General features: G+C 69.5%; 14 protein-coding genes. 6 read left to right on the forward strand and 8 right to left on the reverse strand.

All coding sequences use genetic code 11. The features are described 5' to 3' along the window. Positions 1-4: 4 nt before the first annotated feature. From OG432_RS15965 to OG432_RS15975, 3 genes are all read right to left on the reverse strand, one after another. Complete coding sequence (locus OG432_RS15965) at positions 5-364, reverse strand: hypothetical protein (protein ID WP_328311603.1); 360 nt, start codon at positions 362-364, stop codon at positions 5-7. 175 nt (positions 365-539) lie between these two features. Beyond that, on the reverse strand, positions 540-860 hold the full coding sequence (locus OG432_RS15970; protein ID WP_328311604.1) for a hypothetical protein: 321 nt from the start codon (positions 858-860) through the stop codon (positions 540-542). A gap of 218 nt (positions 861-1,078) precedes the next feature. Beyond that, positions 1,079-2,308, reverse strand: coding sequence for a helix-turn-helix domain-containing protein (locus OG432_RS15975; protein ID WP_328311605.1), 1,230 nt, complete (start codon positions 2,306-2,308; stop codon positions 1,079-1,081). A 516-nt stretch (positions 2,309-2,824) separates the two neighbouring features. Between OG432_RS15975 and OG432_RS15980 the strand changes: the two genes are divergently transcribed. The 5 genes from OG432_RS15980 (at position 2,825) to OG432_RS15995 (ending at position 7,848) form a co-directional block, all read left to right on the forward strand. Beyond that, positions 2,825-4,129 carry a competence protein CoiA family protein gene (locus tag OG432_RS15980; RefSeq protein WP_328311606.1) on the forward strand — a complete coding sequence of 435 codons (1,305 nt, stop codon included), beginning with the start codon at positions 2,825-2,827 and terminating at the stop codon, positions 4,127-4,129. Positions 4,130-4,873: 744 nt separating this feature from the next. Beyond that, positions 4,874-5,083, forward strand: coding sequence for a hypothetical protein (locus OG432_RS34925; protein ID WP_443058575.1), 210 nt, complete (start codon positions 4,874-4,876; stop codon positions 5,081-5,083). A gap of 611 nt (positions 5,084-5,694) precedes the next feature. Next, complete coding sequence (locus OG432_RS15985) at positions 5,695-5,880, forward strand: hypothetical protein (protein WP_328311607.1); 186 nt, start codon at positions 5,695-5,697, stop codon at positions 5,878-5,880. Further along, positions 5,877-6,302 carry a hypothetical protein gene (locus OG432_RS15990; protein WP_328311608.1) on the forward strand — a complete coding sequence of 142 codons (426 nt, stop codon included), beginning with the start codon at positions 5,877-5,879 and terminating at the stop codon, positions 6,300-6,302. The genes OG432_RS15985 and OG432_RS15990 overlap by 4 nt, the downstream gene beginning before the upstream one ends. 631 nt (positions 6,303-6,933) lie before the next feature. Then, complete coding sequence (locus tag OG432_RS15995) at positions 6,934-7,848, forward strand: hypothetical protein (protein WP_328311609.1); 915 nt, start codon at positions 6,934-6,936, stop codon at positions 7,846-7,848. Between the two features lie 40 nt (positions 7,849-7,888). Here OG432_RS15995 and OG432_RS16000 read toward each other — a convergent pair whose 3' ends face one another. Next, complete coding sequence (locus OG432_RS16000; RefSeq protein WP_328311610.1) at positions 7,889-8,326, reverse strand: STAS domain-containing protein; 438 nt, start codon at positions 8,324-8,326, stop codon at positions 7,889-7,891. A gap of 126 nt (positions 8,327-8,452) precedes the next feature. After that, the gene (locus OG432_RS16005; RefSeq protein WP_328311611.1) at positions 8,453-9,073 is read right to left on the reverse strand and encodes a response regulator; all 621 of its coding nucleotides are present in this window, start codon (positions 9,071-9,073) and stop codon (positions 8,453-8,455) included. Between the two features lie 488 nt (positions 9,074-9,561). Between OG432_RS16005 and OG432_RS16010 the strand changes: the two genes are divergently transcribed. Next, positions 9,562-10,899 carry a hypothetical protein gene (locus OG432_RS16010; RefSeq protein ID WP_328311612.1) on the forward strand — a complete coding sequence of 446 codons (1,338 nt, stop codon included), beginning with the start codon at positions 9,562-9,564 and terminating at the stop codon, positions 10,897-10,899. Here OG432_RS16010 and OG432_RS16015 read toward each other — a convergent pair. The 3 genes from OG432_RS16015 to OG432_RS16025 all read right to left on the reverse strand — a co-directional run bounded on the left by OG432_RS16015 (position 10,823) and on the right by OG432_RS16025 (position 15,422). Beyond that, on the reverse strand, positions 10,823-11,644 hold the full coding sequence (locus OG432_RS16015; RefSeq protein ID WP_328311613.1) for an SDR family oxidoreductase: 822 nt from the start codon (positions 11,642-11,644) through the stop codon (positions 10,823-10,825). The genes OG432_RS16010 and OG432_RS16015 overlap by 77 nt on opposite strands. A 136-nt stretch (positions 11,645-11,780) precedes the next feature. Beyond that, a complete protein-coding gene (locus tag OG432_RS16020) occupies positions 11,781-12,737 on the reverse strand; it encodes a cation diffusion facilitator family transporter (protein ID WP_328311614.1) in 957 nt (318 codons plus the stop codon). A gap of 45 nt (positions 12,738-12,782) precedes the next feature. Then, complete coding sequence (locus OG432_RS16025) at positions 12,783-15,422, reverse strand: terpene synthase family protein (protein ID WP_443058393.1); 2,640 nt, start codon at positions 15,420-15,422, stop codon at positions 12,783-12,785. Positions 15,423-15,726 lie beyond the last annotated feature (304 nt).

Genomic DNA, 15,726 nt, shown 5'->3' on the forward strand with positions numbered 1-15,726 from the left:
GTGGTTAGGCCGCCGCTTCCTCTTCGGCGATGCCGAGCTCGCCCATGACCGCGCGGACCTTCTCCGTGGCAGCGGCCTGGAGCTTCGCGGACGTGGCCGGGGAGCCGCCGTCGGCGAGGACGATCACACCGGGCAGCGTCGGGTTCGGCGCGATGACCGTGATGCCGGCCGGGTCCGTGCTGATGACCAGGACCGCGTCCTTCAGCTCGATCCAGTCGGTCTGTTCCTTGAGCGCCTCGATGATGCGGCCCTGCTTCTCCTGGAAGGAAGCGCGCTCCCCCATCCACACGCCCGCCTTGGACTTGGAGTCCACGACGTCTGCGTAGATGAGGTGATCCTTCTTCTCTCGCCTGGCTTGAGGCATGGCTGATCCTCTCTGGTGATGGATGTGCTGGAACAACCCCTTGTGTCCGCCGGGGTCGGGCGGGTGCCGCCCCGCTCGGGGAGTGTGAGCGGGGCGGGGCTAGCTGCTCCGCGGTGTCGGGCACGGTGGTGCCGGCCTTCGGGGCCGCCGAGGCACCGGAGCCGCGAAGCAAGTTCTAGAGGGGGCCCTCGCGCTCCCTACGCGCCTTGATCAGTGCGTGGTGCAGTCCATCCGGCACGATCAGGGCAGTGGGCCTGCTGGGCAGCCGGTACCAATGCAGGCCGGGAGCTGTGGTGCGGGCCGCTTGCGGAACCACGACGTGACAGGTCAGCCCCAGTGCGACCGTTCCCGGTTCCTCCCAACGCGCCGCACTACCGACCGGCGCCAGGAAGTACATCCTCGGCTCGCGACCGCCGTCGTCGAGGATGACGGGCCCTGTCGGCAGGCCCTGCTCCTCGACGATTGCCACGGCCCTGCGTCCGACCTGTTCAGGCACACGGATTGCATCCCACCAGGTACCGGCGGGACACAGCTCCGGCTCGCTACCGGTCGGCATCCACCTCGGTAACCGTGCGGTCGGGATTGCGTCCGACATGGGAATGGCCCCCTCACAACTGGGTGTGAGAGGACCATTCCACTCGGAGGGCGGGTGCGCGCGGACAAACTGTCCGCACCCAATTCACGCCAACTCCCTTTATGAATAAGCGTGTTGTGCTAGGCCACGCCGGCCCAGGTGCCGAACGCCGACAGCTCGGCAGAGGGGTGCGGGTCCATCCTCAAGAGCGAGCCGAGTGTTTCCCGTACCGAGGGGTGGAATCGGGTGTGGTTCGGGGCGATCTTCCTCGCCCGCTTCAGCTCTGCGAACGCACGCCCGCGGTCGCCCTCCACCAAGCGTGCCGAGGCGACATCGATGTAGTGGTGGCTGGATCGCTCGCCGACCGTCGAGGCGGGCGGCGTCCACTCGGCTCCCGCCTGGCCCCACTCGTCGAGCCGGGCGAGAGCCTGCTCGCTGTCCCCGGTGTCGATCAGCGCATGCACGGTGTGGATCTTGATGTTGGTCGGTCCGAAGTTCATCTCGTAGGCGAGGCTGTCGCGGTTGCCCGCCATACCCGCGATCTGCTCCGCTTCTCTCAGCAGCTCCTCGGCTCCCTCGGGGTTGTTTTCCCGGGACTCCACCACGGCGAGCTTCAGCAGCAGCGCCCCGTCGACCGCCAACGCGTCATCGGTGTAGGACTGCTCCGGCTGAAGCCGTTCGAGCTCCCCGCGCAGCCCCTTGAGCTTGCGGCGAGCCGACTCGGTCGCACCCTGGCGGAGCATCGACCCCGCCACCAGAAAACCGGCGGTTACCTGCATGAGGGGATCGCCGGTACGGTCAGCGGCCCATCGGATCCTCTCCAGCGCGGTGTTGCCCAGGTCGTGGTGGCCCATCTTGTGGGCCAGGCTGTTCACGGCCCGGTAGGCACGGGCCAGGTGCCAGAACGCCTTCCGCTGTTCCTCATCGCGCGATCCGAGCGCCACATGGGTCAGTTCGGTGATCACCGAGGGCAGCAGCGGCCCCATCGGCACGTACCGGGCATCGCGCCGTAGAGCCGCGATCTGGTCCACCTCGGAGGCCAGCACCGGCAGAGCTCGCGGGCGCGTCTCCAGTTCGTCCGGGGTGTCGAAGCACAGCAAGATCCGCCGCAGCTCCGGAATGACGGCGTGGACCCCATCTTCCGCCTCCGGCTCCCCGTAGTACGGCTGGCCGGTCAGCACCTCCGGTCCGAAATGCAGCGCCCGAGCCAGAGCCAATATGAGGCTCGGCGTCGCTTTCCGGGCTCCGGACTCCAGCTTCTGAATCAGGCTGGGCGACACCGCGACCCGCTGGGCAAGCTGCGCGGCGGACAGCCCTCGCGTCTTACGTGCCACCCGGAGCCGGTCTCCCAGCATCAAGCTCTCACCCATGTCGAGATCCCCTCGCTGATCGGAGCATTGGGGCCAGCGTACGGACTGCGACCAAGCTCCAGAAGGGCCGTCGCTAAGAGTTAACGGGCCGGCCGTTCTACTCACGCGCCGTGCTCTGCTGCTTGGGGCTAAGCGCCCAACCCGCCGCCAGTGGCACCTGTCAGTCGACGACGCGGCGGAACAGCTTTTCCAAAGTGAGGTGAACCAGTCTGCCGGACCGGAGCCGAGCTGTTCCAAGGCTCGTCCAGTCCCGCTACTCGCATCGTATGACCGGAGGCTACTGTCCACAGCAAACGTCAACTCTCCAGGCAATCGCTTCAGCCGCTCACGTCAACTCCAGGATCCCGTTCCACACACTTGCTGCCGTACACAATGACTTGACGACCAGACGACCACGCCCCAGGCGCCGACCGAGCAGACCGCCGCCCACGGCCGTCAACCGCAATCCATAAGGTCATGGCACAAGTCACCCCGTGAATCCGGAATTGTCAGTGACCGCACCTACGGTCCCGCGCCATGGCCAATGGAATCTGGCACGCCGAATACGGCATCGCCATCAACCTGACTCGCTCCGACCTCGGACTGAACGAGTACCAGGGCTGCTTGCCAGCCGACCTCACACCAGAAAAGCTTCTGGAGGACATCACTCGCCCCCTCCAGGACCGAGAGCGCGAACGCCTGCAATGCCTCGACCACCACGAGCACGGAGTATGCAAAGCCGAGCGCGAGGGACGGTCACCGTGGATGACCGTCCGGCGGTGCCGACGAGGGACCGAACTACTGCTCATTGCAGCCCATCTACCGGCGCGGAGTGCGCCTACGCCGCCAGAGAGCCTGCGGCACCAGGCCCTCAAAGAACGAATCGTCCGAGCCGCCGAGCGCCATAGCTGTCTGACAGCCGACGCAGAAATGACAGCACAGGGCAGCAGACGGAAAATCCGTAGTGACGTACGGGTTTCCGGTCCGGGCCGAACCGTCGGCTGGGAAGCCCAGTACTCTCCGATCACCGCGCCCACCGTCCGCAGACGCTCACAGATTGCCGTGGAGGCAGGCATCACCCCCCTATGGGTCACCGACAGCGACCGAGCGGCTTTGATTAACAGGGCTCCCTGGGCGAGGGTGGATGATGTGCCCTGGCAGGACATCGCATCACGCGCGCGGATGCTAATCCGTGGCGGTGTCCGCTACCTTCAGGAATGGAAGTGCACAGCGGGTGCCGAGCGCCAATGCCCGGCGAAAACAGCAAGTATGTTCGGCTGCGGTGACTTCCACACCATCTTTGAGGTTCCTGCGCTGTGTCTGCCCGCGAAGCGCCACACTGAGGTCGACGAACTCGTCGTAGCCAGCGCCGACGGCTCCTTCGTCCCCCTCCAAGTCCCTATGCCGTCGGATCCTCGGCAGGCATCTCGCATGTGGGTGCCCGCCCAGGACCACGAACGCTGGCTCAGCATCGTCGGACACGAACCAACCCCACTCTGCGAGGAAGACCCGCCCGACAGCGAACTGACTTTCCACGAGGAGGAGTTGGACGCCAAGTGCCGTTTCGGCGAGGAGAGCTCTGTACGCAACGATCCCCGTCCCATCCGTGAGCGAGGCGACGACCGCGGCCTGAGAACCTTCACCCAGTTGCCACCGCGTATCCCCCGCCAAGCACCCGGACGGTCCATTAGCGATGCGGAACGCCAAGAGAGAGCAGAGCAATATGGATGCCGCGTCTGGGAAATCGGCGCATGCCCTGGATGCGGCCAGCCGATGCACCGCTACGGGCGGGGTGCCGCCCATGCCTGCCGCGCCTGCCGATCCCGCTTCGTCACCCGGTAGACCCGATCGTCGTGGCCTTGCCGAGCGTGAGGCGGCGAGGTTGGACATTGCGTCAGACGATGCGACCAGGACTGCCGGCGGGTGAGGGAGAGCGGTCCAAACCGCGTACCAGAGCCGTTGCAGTCCCCGAGGCGGGCGCCTTTGCGGTGCGCCGGTCTGGCAGTGGTCGATGGCCGTCCAGATTGCTGTGGTCGGTCATGTGGAGCTCACGGATCCCACGCATGACCTCGAAGCCCTAGGGGGTTCTGCATGAGGGTCGGCAAACGCAGCTCCCCGCCAGCCGGGAAGCTAGATGCCAGCAGGATCTGCCCGCCAATCCACCCAGCCGACCCCTCTGATCGCTGGTCTCATTTTCGGTCTCATTCGTCCACGTTCAGGACCGTTCGCAAGCCCGTGGTCTAACGCCTGCGACGCAGGTCAGGACGCCCGCGACCACCCCCGGATCCCCAGACGAACATTTGGAAAGCGTGTTGGGGGCAACCCCTCACGAGTTCGAATCTCGTATCCTCCGCCATTGCTCTCACCGGGCAATACGTCGAAGGGCCCCACCGCTTGCGGTGGGGCCCTTCGACGTTACGTGGTCCCAGTTCGCCGGATGGGCCGTCGTGGACCGAGGTCTGCCCCAACCGCCTCGGCCACGCAGGGGCCCGTGCGAGCCTGTCGTCCGCACGCCCCAACCCGAACTCTCATGGCAGCGTCGTACTGCGGAGCCGCCCAACTGTGGGCCTTGCGAACCCCAAAGCGATGTCGGGGAGGGTTACCTTGGCGACCGGCCTGTTGCACCTTGACGAGGCGGGCGAGTGGTCAGGCCTCTGGTGGCTGCCCGACGACCCTGGCCAGCCGCTACCCCGTGTCCTCCGCTACTCACCGGACGATGGCCTCGCGCTTTCGCTGATCGGTGCGTTCGAGGACCGCATCATGTCTGTGCCTCCCGGCCTCACCGTCTTCCACTAGGGGAGCCGGAACTGGGACGCCATCCAGGGCGTCGCCGAGCCGAGCGGCGTGCAGCCGGTGCAGACGCGATCGGTCCTAGTGGACGGGACCGCGTTCCGCCTGGAGCACCAGCACACGCTCCCGTTCTTCGACCGGAGCAGAGGCGGCACCGTCGGTCACATGCGCGAGACGGCGTTCGAGCGCGTGGTCCCGGCCACCCCGTTCCGGGCGGGCACGGGAGGCGGCCGCCCTGGTGCAGGACCTGATCTCACTTGCGACCCATCGAGCCGTCGGCATGATCTGGCTCCGGCTTGAAACAGCGGACAGCGAGTCCCCACCAGTGTCCGGCGGCCGCCTCGCGCCAAGGCGGGGCGCCATGCGCTCTAGCACCGGCCCGCTATGTGGAGGCCAGCCTCCTGACGGCAGAGGGAGCGGCCGAGGTGCTGCACCGGCGGCCTCCGCATCGACGAGAAGCCGCTTCCCCCTGCGGCTTTCGAGGCGATGCGCACCGCCATGCTCGCCCAGGTGCCCGAGATCCACCGGCGGAGGTTCAAGGGAGCCATCCGCGACGACCTGACGCTCCGGGACCGGCTATACGCCCTCGCTGCGCGTCCCGACCAGAACCGGCCTATGTGGCTGAAGCACTACGACTCAAGCGCGATCGGGACCGGCTGCTGGAGCTGGTCGACTGGCTCCAGGAGGAACACGGGCCGGTCACCAAGAACGAGCGAGCGGCAGCCCTCGCGGAACTGGACGATCTCGACGGCGAGCACAATCGCCGCACGGCCGGTGGACGCGATGCCGGAGAAGCGGCGTGAAGAAGCGCCCCAGTGAACAGAGGCAGCGGCCGCTGCGTGTCTTCGTACTCGACTGCGAAGCCCTGTCTCCGACCGTGCGCGGCGACCGGAAGATGATCGCCTGGCTCGACCTGGCAGCTCAAGGTGAGGCCGAGGTGGTGACTTCTCCCATGGCGTTGGTCGAGGCGTACGAAGGCAGAACCACCGAGCAGCGCTGGGACCGGGTGCTCTCCCGGCTCCAAGTCGCCGATGTCGGCAAGGACGAGGCCCGCCAGGCTCGCCGCCTCCTGGCGGACGCCAAACTGCATGGACACGAGTACGCGATCGACGCCGTACCCGCCGTCATCGCTCGCCGGCAGAAAGGGCAGGTCACGGTCTTCTTCTCGGACGTCGACGACCTGGAGAAACTCGTCCCGGACGCGATCGTGGTCAAGGCGGTCTGACCCAACCCTGCGACCGGTCCGGGTTTCCGGGGCGGGCGGGGTCGCTCGTGCCGAGCGTCAGCCTCCGGCGTGCTTCAGCTCCCGGACGGCGGATGCCTCAGCGACACATCGGCGAAGCCGGAGCAAGCCCCTCAACGTGTGCATTGAGGCGACCTTTACCCACGATCCGCATGCGAGCCCATCCGCTCGATCACGAGCCCCTTCCCTGTAGTGGGCCGTCTCCTGTCCCTGCCGCTTCACCCAGGTGGTGACAGTTGGGCGGGCGACTCCTGCCTGCCCAACGAAGCCCGCACGAGTGGTGAAGGGATCCCGCCGGTCCAAGCTCATCGCATGGTGCTCCTTCGTTCGTGCCTCCGCCAAGGTCTTGAACGCCGGCTCGAGCAGCTCCTGTACGGCCGCTGCGCATGGCGCAGTGTCAGTACGGGAAGCGCCATGGCGCGCTGCTCGGCTTCGAACCCACGTACGTGCCCGATGTGGGAGCAAGGATGGAGAAAAAGAGCCATTCTCGGTCAATCATTGCCGCATTTCGATCAGTTGGCCTCACGGTTAACCCTCGTCTGTGATGCTCCACGACAGGGCAGCTCGGCTTCGGTCGGCTGACGCTCCTTTGGGACCCGGGGGGATTCCGTCCATGCGCACCGAGACGATGACAATCACGCCTGACATCTGCACCAAATGGATGCAGAACAGGGTCTGCAACCGCGTGCCTCTGCGTGGCTACAACGTCGAGAAGTTCCGGGAGATCCTGCAGAGCGGACAGTTCCGGACCACCCACCAAGGGTTCGCGCTGGACCTGCACGGTTGCCTTATTGACGGACAGCATCGAGCCCAGGCAATCATCGACACAGGAATCTCCGTGACCGCACAGGTCACTTATGACCTCGAGCCGGACGCCTTCGCCGCCATCGACGGGGGCCGTGTGCGGACTTCGGGCGATCACGTCGCCAAGGCGTCCGGCATGGCGCAGAACAGCGCCAACTACTACGGCGCGGCCTTGAAGATCCTGCGTAACCGAGCCGAGGGGCTGCACTGGACCCGTTGGTCCACGGGCAAACTCACGGCTGACGAGATTCCTGCACTCATGGCCACCTGGCCCATTCCGGAATCCCGGATCAACTACATGCTCGTGAAGGGTCGCCAGTGCCATGCGAGCGGCACGGGACTGCTCATCAGCCACCAGATCATCCTGGAGAAGTGGCCCGAGCACGTCGCCGACCTCTTCTTCGGGGGCATCGGTGATGCGAGTCGCGAGTATGTCGGCAAGGATCCCCGGGCCGTCTACACGAACACCATGCTCAACGTGAACAAGGGCGTCATCAGCAGGGACAGCGTCCAACAGTCGGCACAAGCAATCAAGGCCTTCAATGCGCTCATTGCAGGGGAGACCATCGGCACCCTGAAGAAGATGAAAATGGCGGGCGTCAAAGTGGTTCGCGACCGCGCGACTGGCGAGGAGATGGAGCAGCAGTACCTCGCGGATCGCTACCCCGGTGTCATCGACGTACAGCCTGCCAGCCCGAACTGGCCACACGTCACGGATCACTAGCCGACGGCACCGTTCGGGCAACGCTGCAGAGGACCCGGACTCACGGCTCCCGGAAGGTCAAGGTCAGGTGGGGTCGCACGGGGCCCGGGGGTGCCGCGCCCGGAGGTGCCGGGCCCGGGGCGTGGTCGGCGTCCGAGAGGCCGGGCGGGAGGCGGTCCCGGAGGACGAAGGCGAATTCGAGGCCGGCGAAGTGGAACAGCCGCATCACGCCGGGCGCTCCGCGGACCACGCGCAGGGTGCCGCCCCGCGCGGTTACGCCGTCCTGGACGGCGGACAACAGCCGCAGGCCGCCCGGATCGAGGAAGGTGACGGGGCGCAGGTCGACCACGACCTGCGGCGCTTCCCGGTCGATGAGCTTCTCGACGGTGGGTCCGAGGGCCGTCCGGGCCTCGATGTCGATCTCTCCGTACAGATCGAGCACGGTGGCCGCCTCCACCGCTCGGTCCCACAGGCCGAACCCGGATGTGCCGGCGCGCATGAGGAAACCCCCACGATCCTTTCCGAAGTGCCACAACGGCACGCGGACCGGTCGACCGCTTCCTGGCGCCGGAGCACAGCGGCACCCCCAGGGTTCGAGGCGGCGACGCTCATGGTGCGTTCACCATCATGCCCGGTCGTCGCCCGGCGGCCCCGGCGCCGGGCTGAGTCGGGCCGGGTCGGGCGGAGTCGGTCGCATCCGATCAGAGGGGCGGCTCTCGGGGTTGTCGGGCCACCGGGACACCCGCGCCGCCGTGTCCGAAGGGCGCGACTGGCGCTGCCCGGACCGGAGTTGGGCAGCGAGTTGGTCGGGGTCGGCCGGGTGGGTGCGCGGGCCGCGCCGGCGGGGCGGGGCGAGGGCCAGCAGGGCGCTCGCGCGGTACAGGTACTGGACCTTGATGCGCAGGGCCCACGGGTCGAGCGGCTTGATCAGGTAGTCGGCGACGCCCAGGCGCAGCGCCTCGTCGGCGGTCGCGGCGTCGTGGCCCATTCCGGTCACCAGGACGACGGGGATCAGCTGGGTCTGCGTCAGGCGGCCCAGATAGCGGGCCACGTCGAGCCCGCTGACGCCCGGCATCACCACATCGAGGACCGCCACCGCTATCCCGCCGTGCAGGGCGGCCTTGAGCGCGCCGTCCCCGCTGGTCGCGAGCTCCAGCGGGTAGCCGAGCGGCGCGAGGATGCTCTCCATGGCGAACAGGTTGTCCTCGTGGTCGTCGACCAGTAGCACCTTCATGTCCGCGGACATGGCCCCATCACCTTCACTCGGGAGCGCCGGATAGGCATATGCCCGCTCGCGGCCACTCGTACGCAGTCGGGGGAGCACCACTGTGGTGTGCATGTGGGGAACGCACATGGTGTGTGCATGTGCCGGTGGTTCCGGCACATGTGGATCCGGAACCGTGGACCCGTGCCCGTGCCGTCCGGCTCGGGTGGACCGAATTCTTGCACCGGGCGTCCTCGAACATCAGGGTGCCGACGGAGCCGGTTGCCCTTCGCGCGGGCCGGCCGGTGGCACGCAGTGCCCATGCGCACATGCCACTGGCTCATGTCCCGTCCCCATGACACCTATGGGTGAATTGCCGCCCCGCTGCCGACGGGGTCGACATGTGCGGAACGGCCACCCCCGTGACGGTTCCGCAGGTCAAGCCCTCGTGCCTCATTGGTCTGAACCACCGTGTGCCGTACGGCACTTGATCCGTCCAGCGCCCAGAATGACCGGATGAGGATCCCGTCATGCCCCGTCGAGCGGTGCGCGGCCCCGAGTGGCGAGCGATGAAGGCAGCCCCGGCCACCCCCCGCGACCCGTCCGCCCGGCCCGCCTCCCTTTCCGCCTCCCCCGGTTCCGCCTCCCCCGGTTCCGCCTCCCCCGGTTCCGCCTCCGCGGCGTTCGGCACAGCGCTCGCCCTCACGGCGCTCGGCGTCGCGCTGCTGCTCGCCGCAGGCTGGCTGCTGCTCGCCACCGTGCCCGGCGCGCTCGACGCGGAACGGGCGTTCACCGCGGCCGCCGACTGTCCGGCCGTCCGGGCCTCGGCGGAGTGCAGACATGCCGTCACGGCCGCGGTGACCTCCGTAGCGGCCGATCACAAGCACCGCTCGACGGACTACTGGCTGGGGCTCGGCCACGCGCGGGAAGTGCCCGAAGCGCTGCCGGGCCGCCTCAAGACCGGGCCGCTGAACCCCGGCCGCGCGGACCGCCCCGGCGCGGCCGGGCGGGCCGTCGCGGTGCCGCCGCGCCTCAGGATGGACGGCCGCGTCCCGGTGTTCGCCGCCGTACGTCCCGGCTCGGTGCTCCATCTCACGTACTGGCGCGGGGAGATCAGATACGTCGACTACCAGGGCCTGCGCCAGTACACCGCGGCGGATCCGCGGGGCGGCTACCGGCTGCCGTTCGCCGCGGCGCTCGTCCTGCTCTCGGTCGGCGGGGCCTGTCTGCGCACCGCGTACGGCCGGGCCCGGCGACGGACCGCGGAGCCGCCCGCGCACGAGCCCCTGCGGCTCGCCGTGCCGCTGGCCTCCGTGCTGCTGATCTCCTGCTTCGCCTTCACCACGCCCTGGGTCACCGGCGGCGTACCGACCGCGCTGCTGCTCATGGCGGCCGGCGCCGCGCCGGTCCTCGCCGGTGCGGCCTGGCTGACGCGACGACACCGCAGGCGCATCCCCGACACGATCCGGGTGGCGCCCCTGGCCCCGCGCGCCGACGAGTGCTTCCCGGGGCGCGTGCTCGGCGAAGTCCCGTACAGCCACGAGGGGTTCGGATATCTGGTGGCGGGCCCCGGGCTGCTCGCCGCCACCCCCGACCCGGCCGGCCGCATCGCCCGGCGCCCCGTGCCCCGCACGCTCACGGCCGTACGGGTCCGGCTGCCCTACTGGACCGACCCCGGCCCCCGCCCCGCGCCGGGATCGCAGGTGGTGGAGTGCCGGGACGGGGCGACCCCGGTGTACGTGGTGACCCAACCCGCCTATGTGTCAAGGGTGTTGGGCGCACTGGACCGGGTCACTCCGTGCGCCTGCGCGCCTCCAGCCACTGCGCGAACCCGATGGTCCCCCGTACGTCGGGGGAGGCGTCCGTGAGGTGGCCGGCGCGCAGCGCCCGGCCGAGGCGGCCCGGGATCGGGACGGGCAGGAGGACGGCCCTGCGTGCCGTGGTGGTGCGCCAGGTCGCGGCCAGGGCCCGCAGATCGGTGCGGTCCGGGCCCGCCACCTCGATGCGGCCGTTGCGGGGTGCGGCACCGGCCGCGTCCGCGACGGCGCGGGCGGCCTCGGCGGCGGCGACGGGCTGGACCGGCACGCTCGTCGAGGCGGGCAGGAAGCGGACGCGGGCCGTCGCGGTGAACAGGCTCGCGGCCAGCTCGTGGAACTGGGTGGCCCGCACGATCGTCCACGGCACCCGGCCCGCCGCCACCAGAGCCTCCTGGTCCGTCTTGACCTTGTAGTACGGCATCGGGACGCGGTCGCAGCCCACGATCGACACACATACGTGGTGGCCCACGCCCGCCGCGCGCTCCGCGTCCAGGAGGCGCCGCGTACCGTCCACGAGCGTGGCGCGCATGGTGCGTGGGGAGGTCGAGTTGGCCGCGTCGACCACCACGTCGCAGCCCGCGAGCGCCTCGGCCAGGCCGGCGCCCGTGGACAGATCGACCGGGTACCGGTCCGACCCGCGGCTCAGCACCCGCACCCGGTGGCCGCGGGCCCGGAGCTCCTCGACGACGTGGCGGCCGAGGGTGCCGGTTCCGCCGGCCACGGCGATGTCCAGCGCGGCCGTGCCGGAGCTGTCGCTTTCGTTCACGTTGTTCGTCTCCGCTGTGTTGGCGTTCATGGTCAAGGGACGGGACAGCGTCGCGATCTGTGACAGCGGGCCTCGCGGCAGCGCGGGTCAGAGGGTCAGAGGGTCAGGGGGTCAGGGGGTCAGGGGGGCAGGGGGGCAGAGGGTCAGGGGGCAGAGGGTCAGCGGGTCAGCGGTGGAGGGAGGCCGCGGCCTCGCTGTGGCCTTCGGGTTCCAGCTGGATCGTGGAGTGGGCGACGTCGAAGTGGTCCCCCACGCAAGCCTGGAGCCGGGTGAGCAGCGCCCCGTACCCGCCGTCCAGCACGGCCTCCCGCACCACCACATGTGCGGTGAGCACAGGCATTCCCGACGTCACCGTCCAGCCGTGCAGATCATGTACGTCGACCACACCCGGCTCGGCGAGGAGGTGGCGGCGTACCTCGGCGAGGTCCATGTCCTGCGGGGTCGCCTCCATCAGGACGTGCAGGGCGTCGCGCAGCAGCCCGTACGTTCTCGGCACGATCAGCAGCCCGATCACGATGGAGGCGATCGGGTCCGCGGCCTGCCAGCCGGTGAACAGGATGACGAGGCCGCCGACGATCACGGCGACCGAGCCGAGGGCGTCGCCCAGGACCTCCAGATAGGCGCCGCGCAGGTTGAGGCTCTTGTCCTTGGCGTCCTTCAGGAGCCACAGGCCCACCAGGTTCGCGACGAGCCCGCCCACCGCGACCACGAACATCAGGCCGCCCTTGACCTCGACGGGCTCGCTGAACCTGCGGACCGCCGACCACAGCACCCAGACGAAGATCGCGGCGAGCAGCAGGGCGTTCAGGACCGCCGAGAAGATCTCCACCCGGTAGAAACCGAAGGTGCGGCGCGGGGTCGGGGCGCGCTGGGCGAGTGTGATCGCGCCGAGTGCGAGGGAGACGCCCACCGCGTCGGTGAGGCTGTGCGCGGCATCGGCGAGCAGCGCGAGACTCCCCGAAAGCAGCGCGCCGACCACCTGGATGAGGGTGATCGACGCGCTGATGCCGATGGTCCACAGGAGCCGCTTGCGGTAGGTGCCGCTGAGCGTGCCGGATGCGGCGGAGCTGGTGGCGGCGGAGGCACCGGAGGCGGCGGAGGGCGCGCCGTGGTCGTGTCCCATGCGCGCCTCCTCGTGCCGGGTGTGGCCCCCGCACACATCAGAGGATCACGAGGCGTGGTCCCCCGCCACCCTGGGAGCGGGAAGGGTGAGCGCACGCTCGGTCGGCGGGTTCGGGGCCGCCATTGCCGCGGCCGCCGCCGTTGCCGCCGCCGTTGCCGCCGCCGTTGCCGCCGCCGTTGCCGCCGCCTCCTTCACGGCGCCCTTCACGGCCTCTCCCACGGCCCCTTCCAGGGTCTCGCCCAGGGCCGCCGGCAGCCGTACCCGGTCCGCGGACGTGCCCGCCCCCGTGGGCCGCATCCACCACGGGGCCGCCCCGGACCCGCCGTGAGGGGACCCGTCGGGAAGCGGCCCGACGGGGAGCGACCCGACAGGGACGGAGACGCCGGGGGCGGAGTCGACGGGGACGGAGCTGCCGGGGACGGAGCTGCCGGGGACGCCGGAGCCGACGGGGACGGAGCTGCCGGGGAGTTTCTCGCCCACGGCCGGCCGATCGGGGTGCGGCCCGCCCGCGGCCGGCTCGTGGGGGTGTGGCCCGCTCGGGAGCGGCTCGCTCGGGAGCCCGCCGCCGTACGGCAGGACCCCCGGTAGGTCCCCGGCCTTGTAGCGGCGCACCGAGGAGTGCCAGTTCAAGATGCCCGCGATCCAGTCCTGGAGTTCGGCCACATAGGTGTCGAGCACCGCCCGGCCCGCTGCGTCGAGCTCGAAGTCCTCGTACAGCACGGGGAGTTCGTTGTCGATGACGTGCTGGAACTGGCGCAGCCGCGACCGCATCAGGTCGTCGACGATGCGCAGTCCCGTCGGGTAGTCGCAGTCGAAGAAGTTCTGCACGACCAGGACGCCGTTGTGCAGCTCGCCCTCGTACTCGATCTCCTTCTGGTAGGAGAACACGTCGTTGAGCAGGCAGCAGTAGTCGGCGGCCGCGTTCTCCAGATTGCGGATGGGGCCGCTCGCGTAGATCTCGGGTGGCAGCTGGCCCGCCCGGCGCAGGCGGGCCAGGCTCATCGTGAGGTCGGAGCCGAAGGTGAAGCGGCGCATCTCGATGTAGTCGACCGGGTCGGGGATGCGGTGCTGCGCCTGGTTGTGGAGCTCCCAGAGCCAGCTGTCCAGCATGACGTCGACCGTCCGGCGGAAGGCGGCGCGGCCCTCGGGGGACATCGGGCCGGCGGTGCGTGCCCACAGATCGGCCAGGCCGCGCTCCAGAGGGGTCCGGGCCGCCAGGGCGCCGGTCTCCGGCCGGTCGACCGGCATGCACGCGGAGAGCCGTTCGTTGGCCGCGCGCGCCCCGGCCAGATTGCGCGAACGCCCGTACGCCAGCGGGTAGTAGTCGTCGCCGTACGTGCCCCAGGTCAGCCACTGGGCGCTGAGGTCGAGCTCGTCCGGCGTCGCATCCGGGTCCAGTCCGGCCGAGCAGAGCGCGAAGTCGTAGGCCGCCATCTTCTCCGCGTCCCAGATGTCGTCGAGCAGCCCCATCCGGTCCGCCCAGGCGACGGACGACACACGTGCGCGGTCCACATGGGGGCTGAGCGTCAGCGGGTAGGGCACATCGAAGTCGGGCAGCAGCGACGGGCCGACCTTGGCCATGGGTACGTGGGTGAAGCTGCGCTCGCGGGCCCGCGCCGGGCGCCCGAACAGCGTGGTGATGTCCAGCGCCGAGGTACCGAGCACCCCCTCGAAGAGGGAGGGGCCGGGCGCGGCGTCCGCGTTCATGTAGCGGCTTGAGCGCATGTGCCACTCGTGGCCGCCGGACTGCCAGTCCTGGAGGCCCTTGACGTACGCCGCGACGGCCGCGCTCTGGTCCGGCGTGAGGCCCTTCTCCTGGCACAGGCCGGGCACTTCGGTGAGGGCGGTGTTCTCGAACTGCTGGATCCGTGAGGTGAGCAGGTCGTTGACGGCCTCGGCCGCCTCCTGGGTCGTGCAGCCGAGGAAGGTCTCAAGTACCAGGACGCCATTGCTGAGTTCGCCCTCGTCCTCCACCTCGCGCTGGTAGGAGAAGAGGTCGTTGCGCAGGTGCACACCGTCGGAGAAGGCGTCGGTGAGGACGCGCAGCGGACGCGATCCGGCGACGGACGCGGGGAGTTCGGCATTGGCGGCGTACTCGATGAGCCCCGCCGACCACGGCGCACCGCCCACCTTTCGGCGCATCTCGATGTACTCGACGGGGTTGGCGATCCGCCCCGCGTTGATGTTGGCGAGCTCCCACAGCGACTCGTTGAGCAGGTTGCGGGTGCTGACGGCGAAGCGCTCGCGCCACTCGGCCGTCATCGACGGCACGGTCCGCGCCCACAGGTCGGCGAGGCCGGCCTCGACCGGGTTGGTGGCCTCGGGGAACCCGTCGGCGAGGTCCATCGGCATGAACGCGGGCAGCCGGTCGAGGTAGGCCTTGCCGCCCTTGCGGTCCAGGGTCCGCTTGAACATTTCGAGGAAGTGGTCGTCGAAGAAGAAGACCCACACGTACCAGTCGGTCACCAGCGCGAGCTGCTCCGCGTCGCAGTCCGGGTGGGTGTACGAGCAGAGCAGGGCGTAGTCGTGCGCGTCGAGGTCCTTCAGCTCCCAGATCCCGGAGCCCTCCAGCATGCCCATCTGCCGGGCCCAGGTACGGGAGTGTGTCCGCGCGGACTCCAGGTGGGGGTTGAGCCGGGCCGGATACGGCAGATAGAAATCCGGCAGGACAAAAGGCTGGCTCACTGCGGTCGCCCCTCCTGGTGCACACGTGTTGACGGTCCGCCCCGAACTACCCGTACAGGACGGGCCCATTCGGGATCCGTAGGCCTGTCATACGAAAGCGTGAGTCCCTTCGAAAAGGGCCCCGGGGACGTGCGGGTCGGGTAGCCGGAGGGGGTGCCCGGGGGGCGGCGGGGGTGGTGCCGGGGGTGCGGGCGGCGGCCGTGGCCCGGGTGCGGCGGGGCCGGTGTCGGGGTGCGGCGGGGCCGGTGTCGGGGTGCGGCGGGGCCGGTGTCGGGGTGCGGCGGGGCCGGTGTCGGGGTGCGAT

Origin of the sequence: Streptomyces sp. NBC_00442, from assembly GCF_036014195.1 — a bacterium.
Lineage (GTDB): Bacteria > Actinomycetota > Actinomycetes > Streptomycetales > Streptomycetaceae > Streptomyces.

Bases quoted from the DNA above. Each gene is read 5' to 3' on its own strand.
- OG432_RS15995 (WP_328311609.1), top strand. From the start codon at position 6,934: ATGCGCACCGAGACGATGACAATCACGCCTGACATCTGCACCAAATGG.
- OG432_RS15965 (WP_328311603.1), bottom strand. From the start codon at position 364: ATGCCTCAAGCCAGGCGAGAGAAGAAGGATCACCTCATCTACGCAGAC.
- OG432_RS16015 (WP_328311613.1), bottom strand. From the start codon at position 11,644: ATGAACGCCAACACAGCGGAGACGAACAACGTGAACGAAAGCGACAGC.
- OG432_RS16000 (WP_328311610.1), bottom strand. From the start codon at position 8,326: ATGCGCGCCGGCACATCCGGGTTCGGCCTGTGGGACCGAGCGGTGGAG.
- OG432_RS15980 (WP_328311606.1), top strand. From the start codon at position 2,825: ATGGCCAATGGAATCTGGCACGCCGAATACGGCATCGCCATCAACCTG.
- OG432_RS16020 (WP_328311614.1), bottom strand. From the start codon at position 12,737: ATGGGACACGACCACGGCGCGCCCTCCGCCGCCTCCGGTGCCTCCGCC.
- OG432_RS34925 (WP_443058575.1), top strand. From the start codon at position 4,874: ATGTCGGGGAGGGTTACCTTGGCGACCGGCCTGTTGCACCTTGACGAG.
- OG432_RS15975 (WP_328311605.1), bottom strand. From the start codon at position 2,308: ATGGGTGAGAGCTTGATGCTGGGAGACCGGCTCCGGGTGGCACGTAAG.
- OG432_RS16005 (WP_328311611.1), bottom strand. From the start codon at position 9,073: ATGTCCGCGGACATGAAGGTGCTACTGGTCGACGACCACGAGGACAAC.
- OG432_RS16010 (WP_328311612.1), top strand. From the start codon at position 9,562: ATGCCCCGTCGAGCGGTGCGCGGCCCCGAGTGGCGAGCGATGAAGGCA.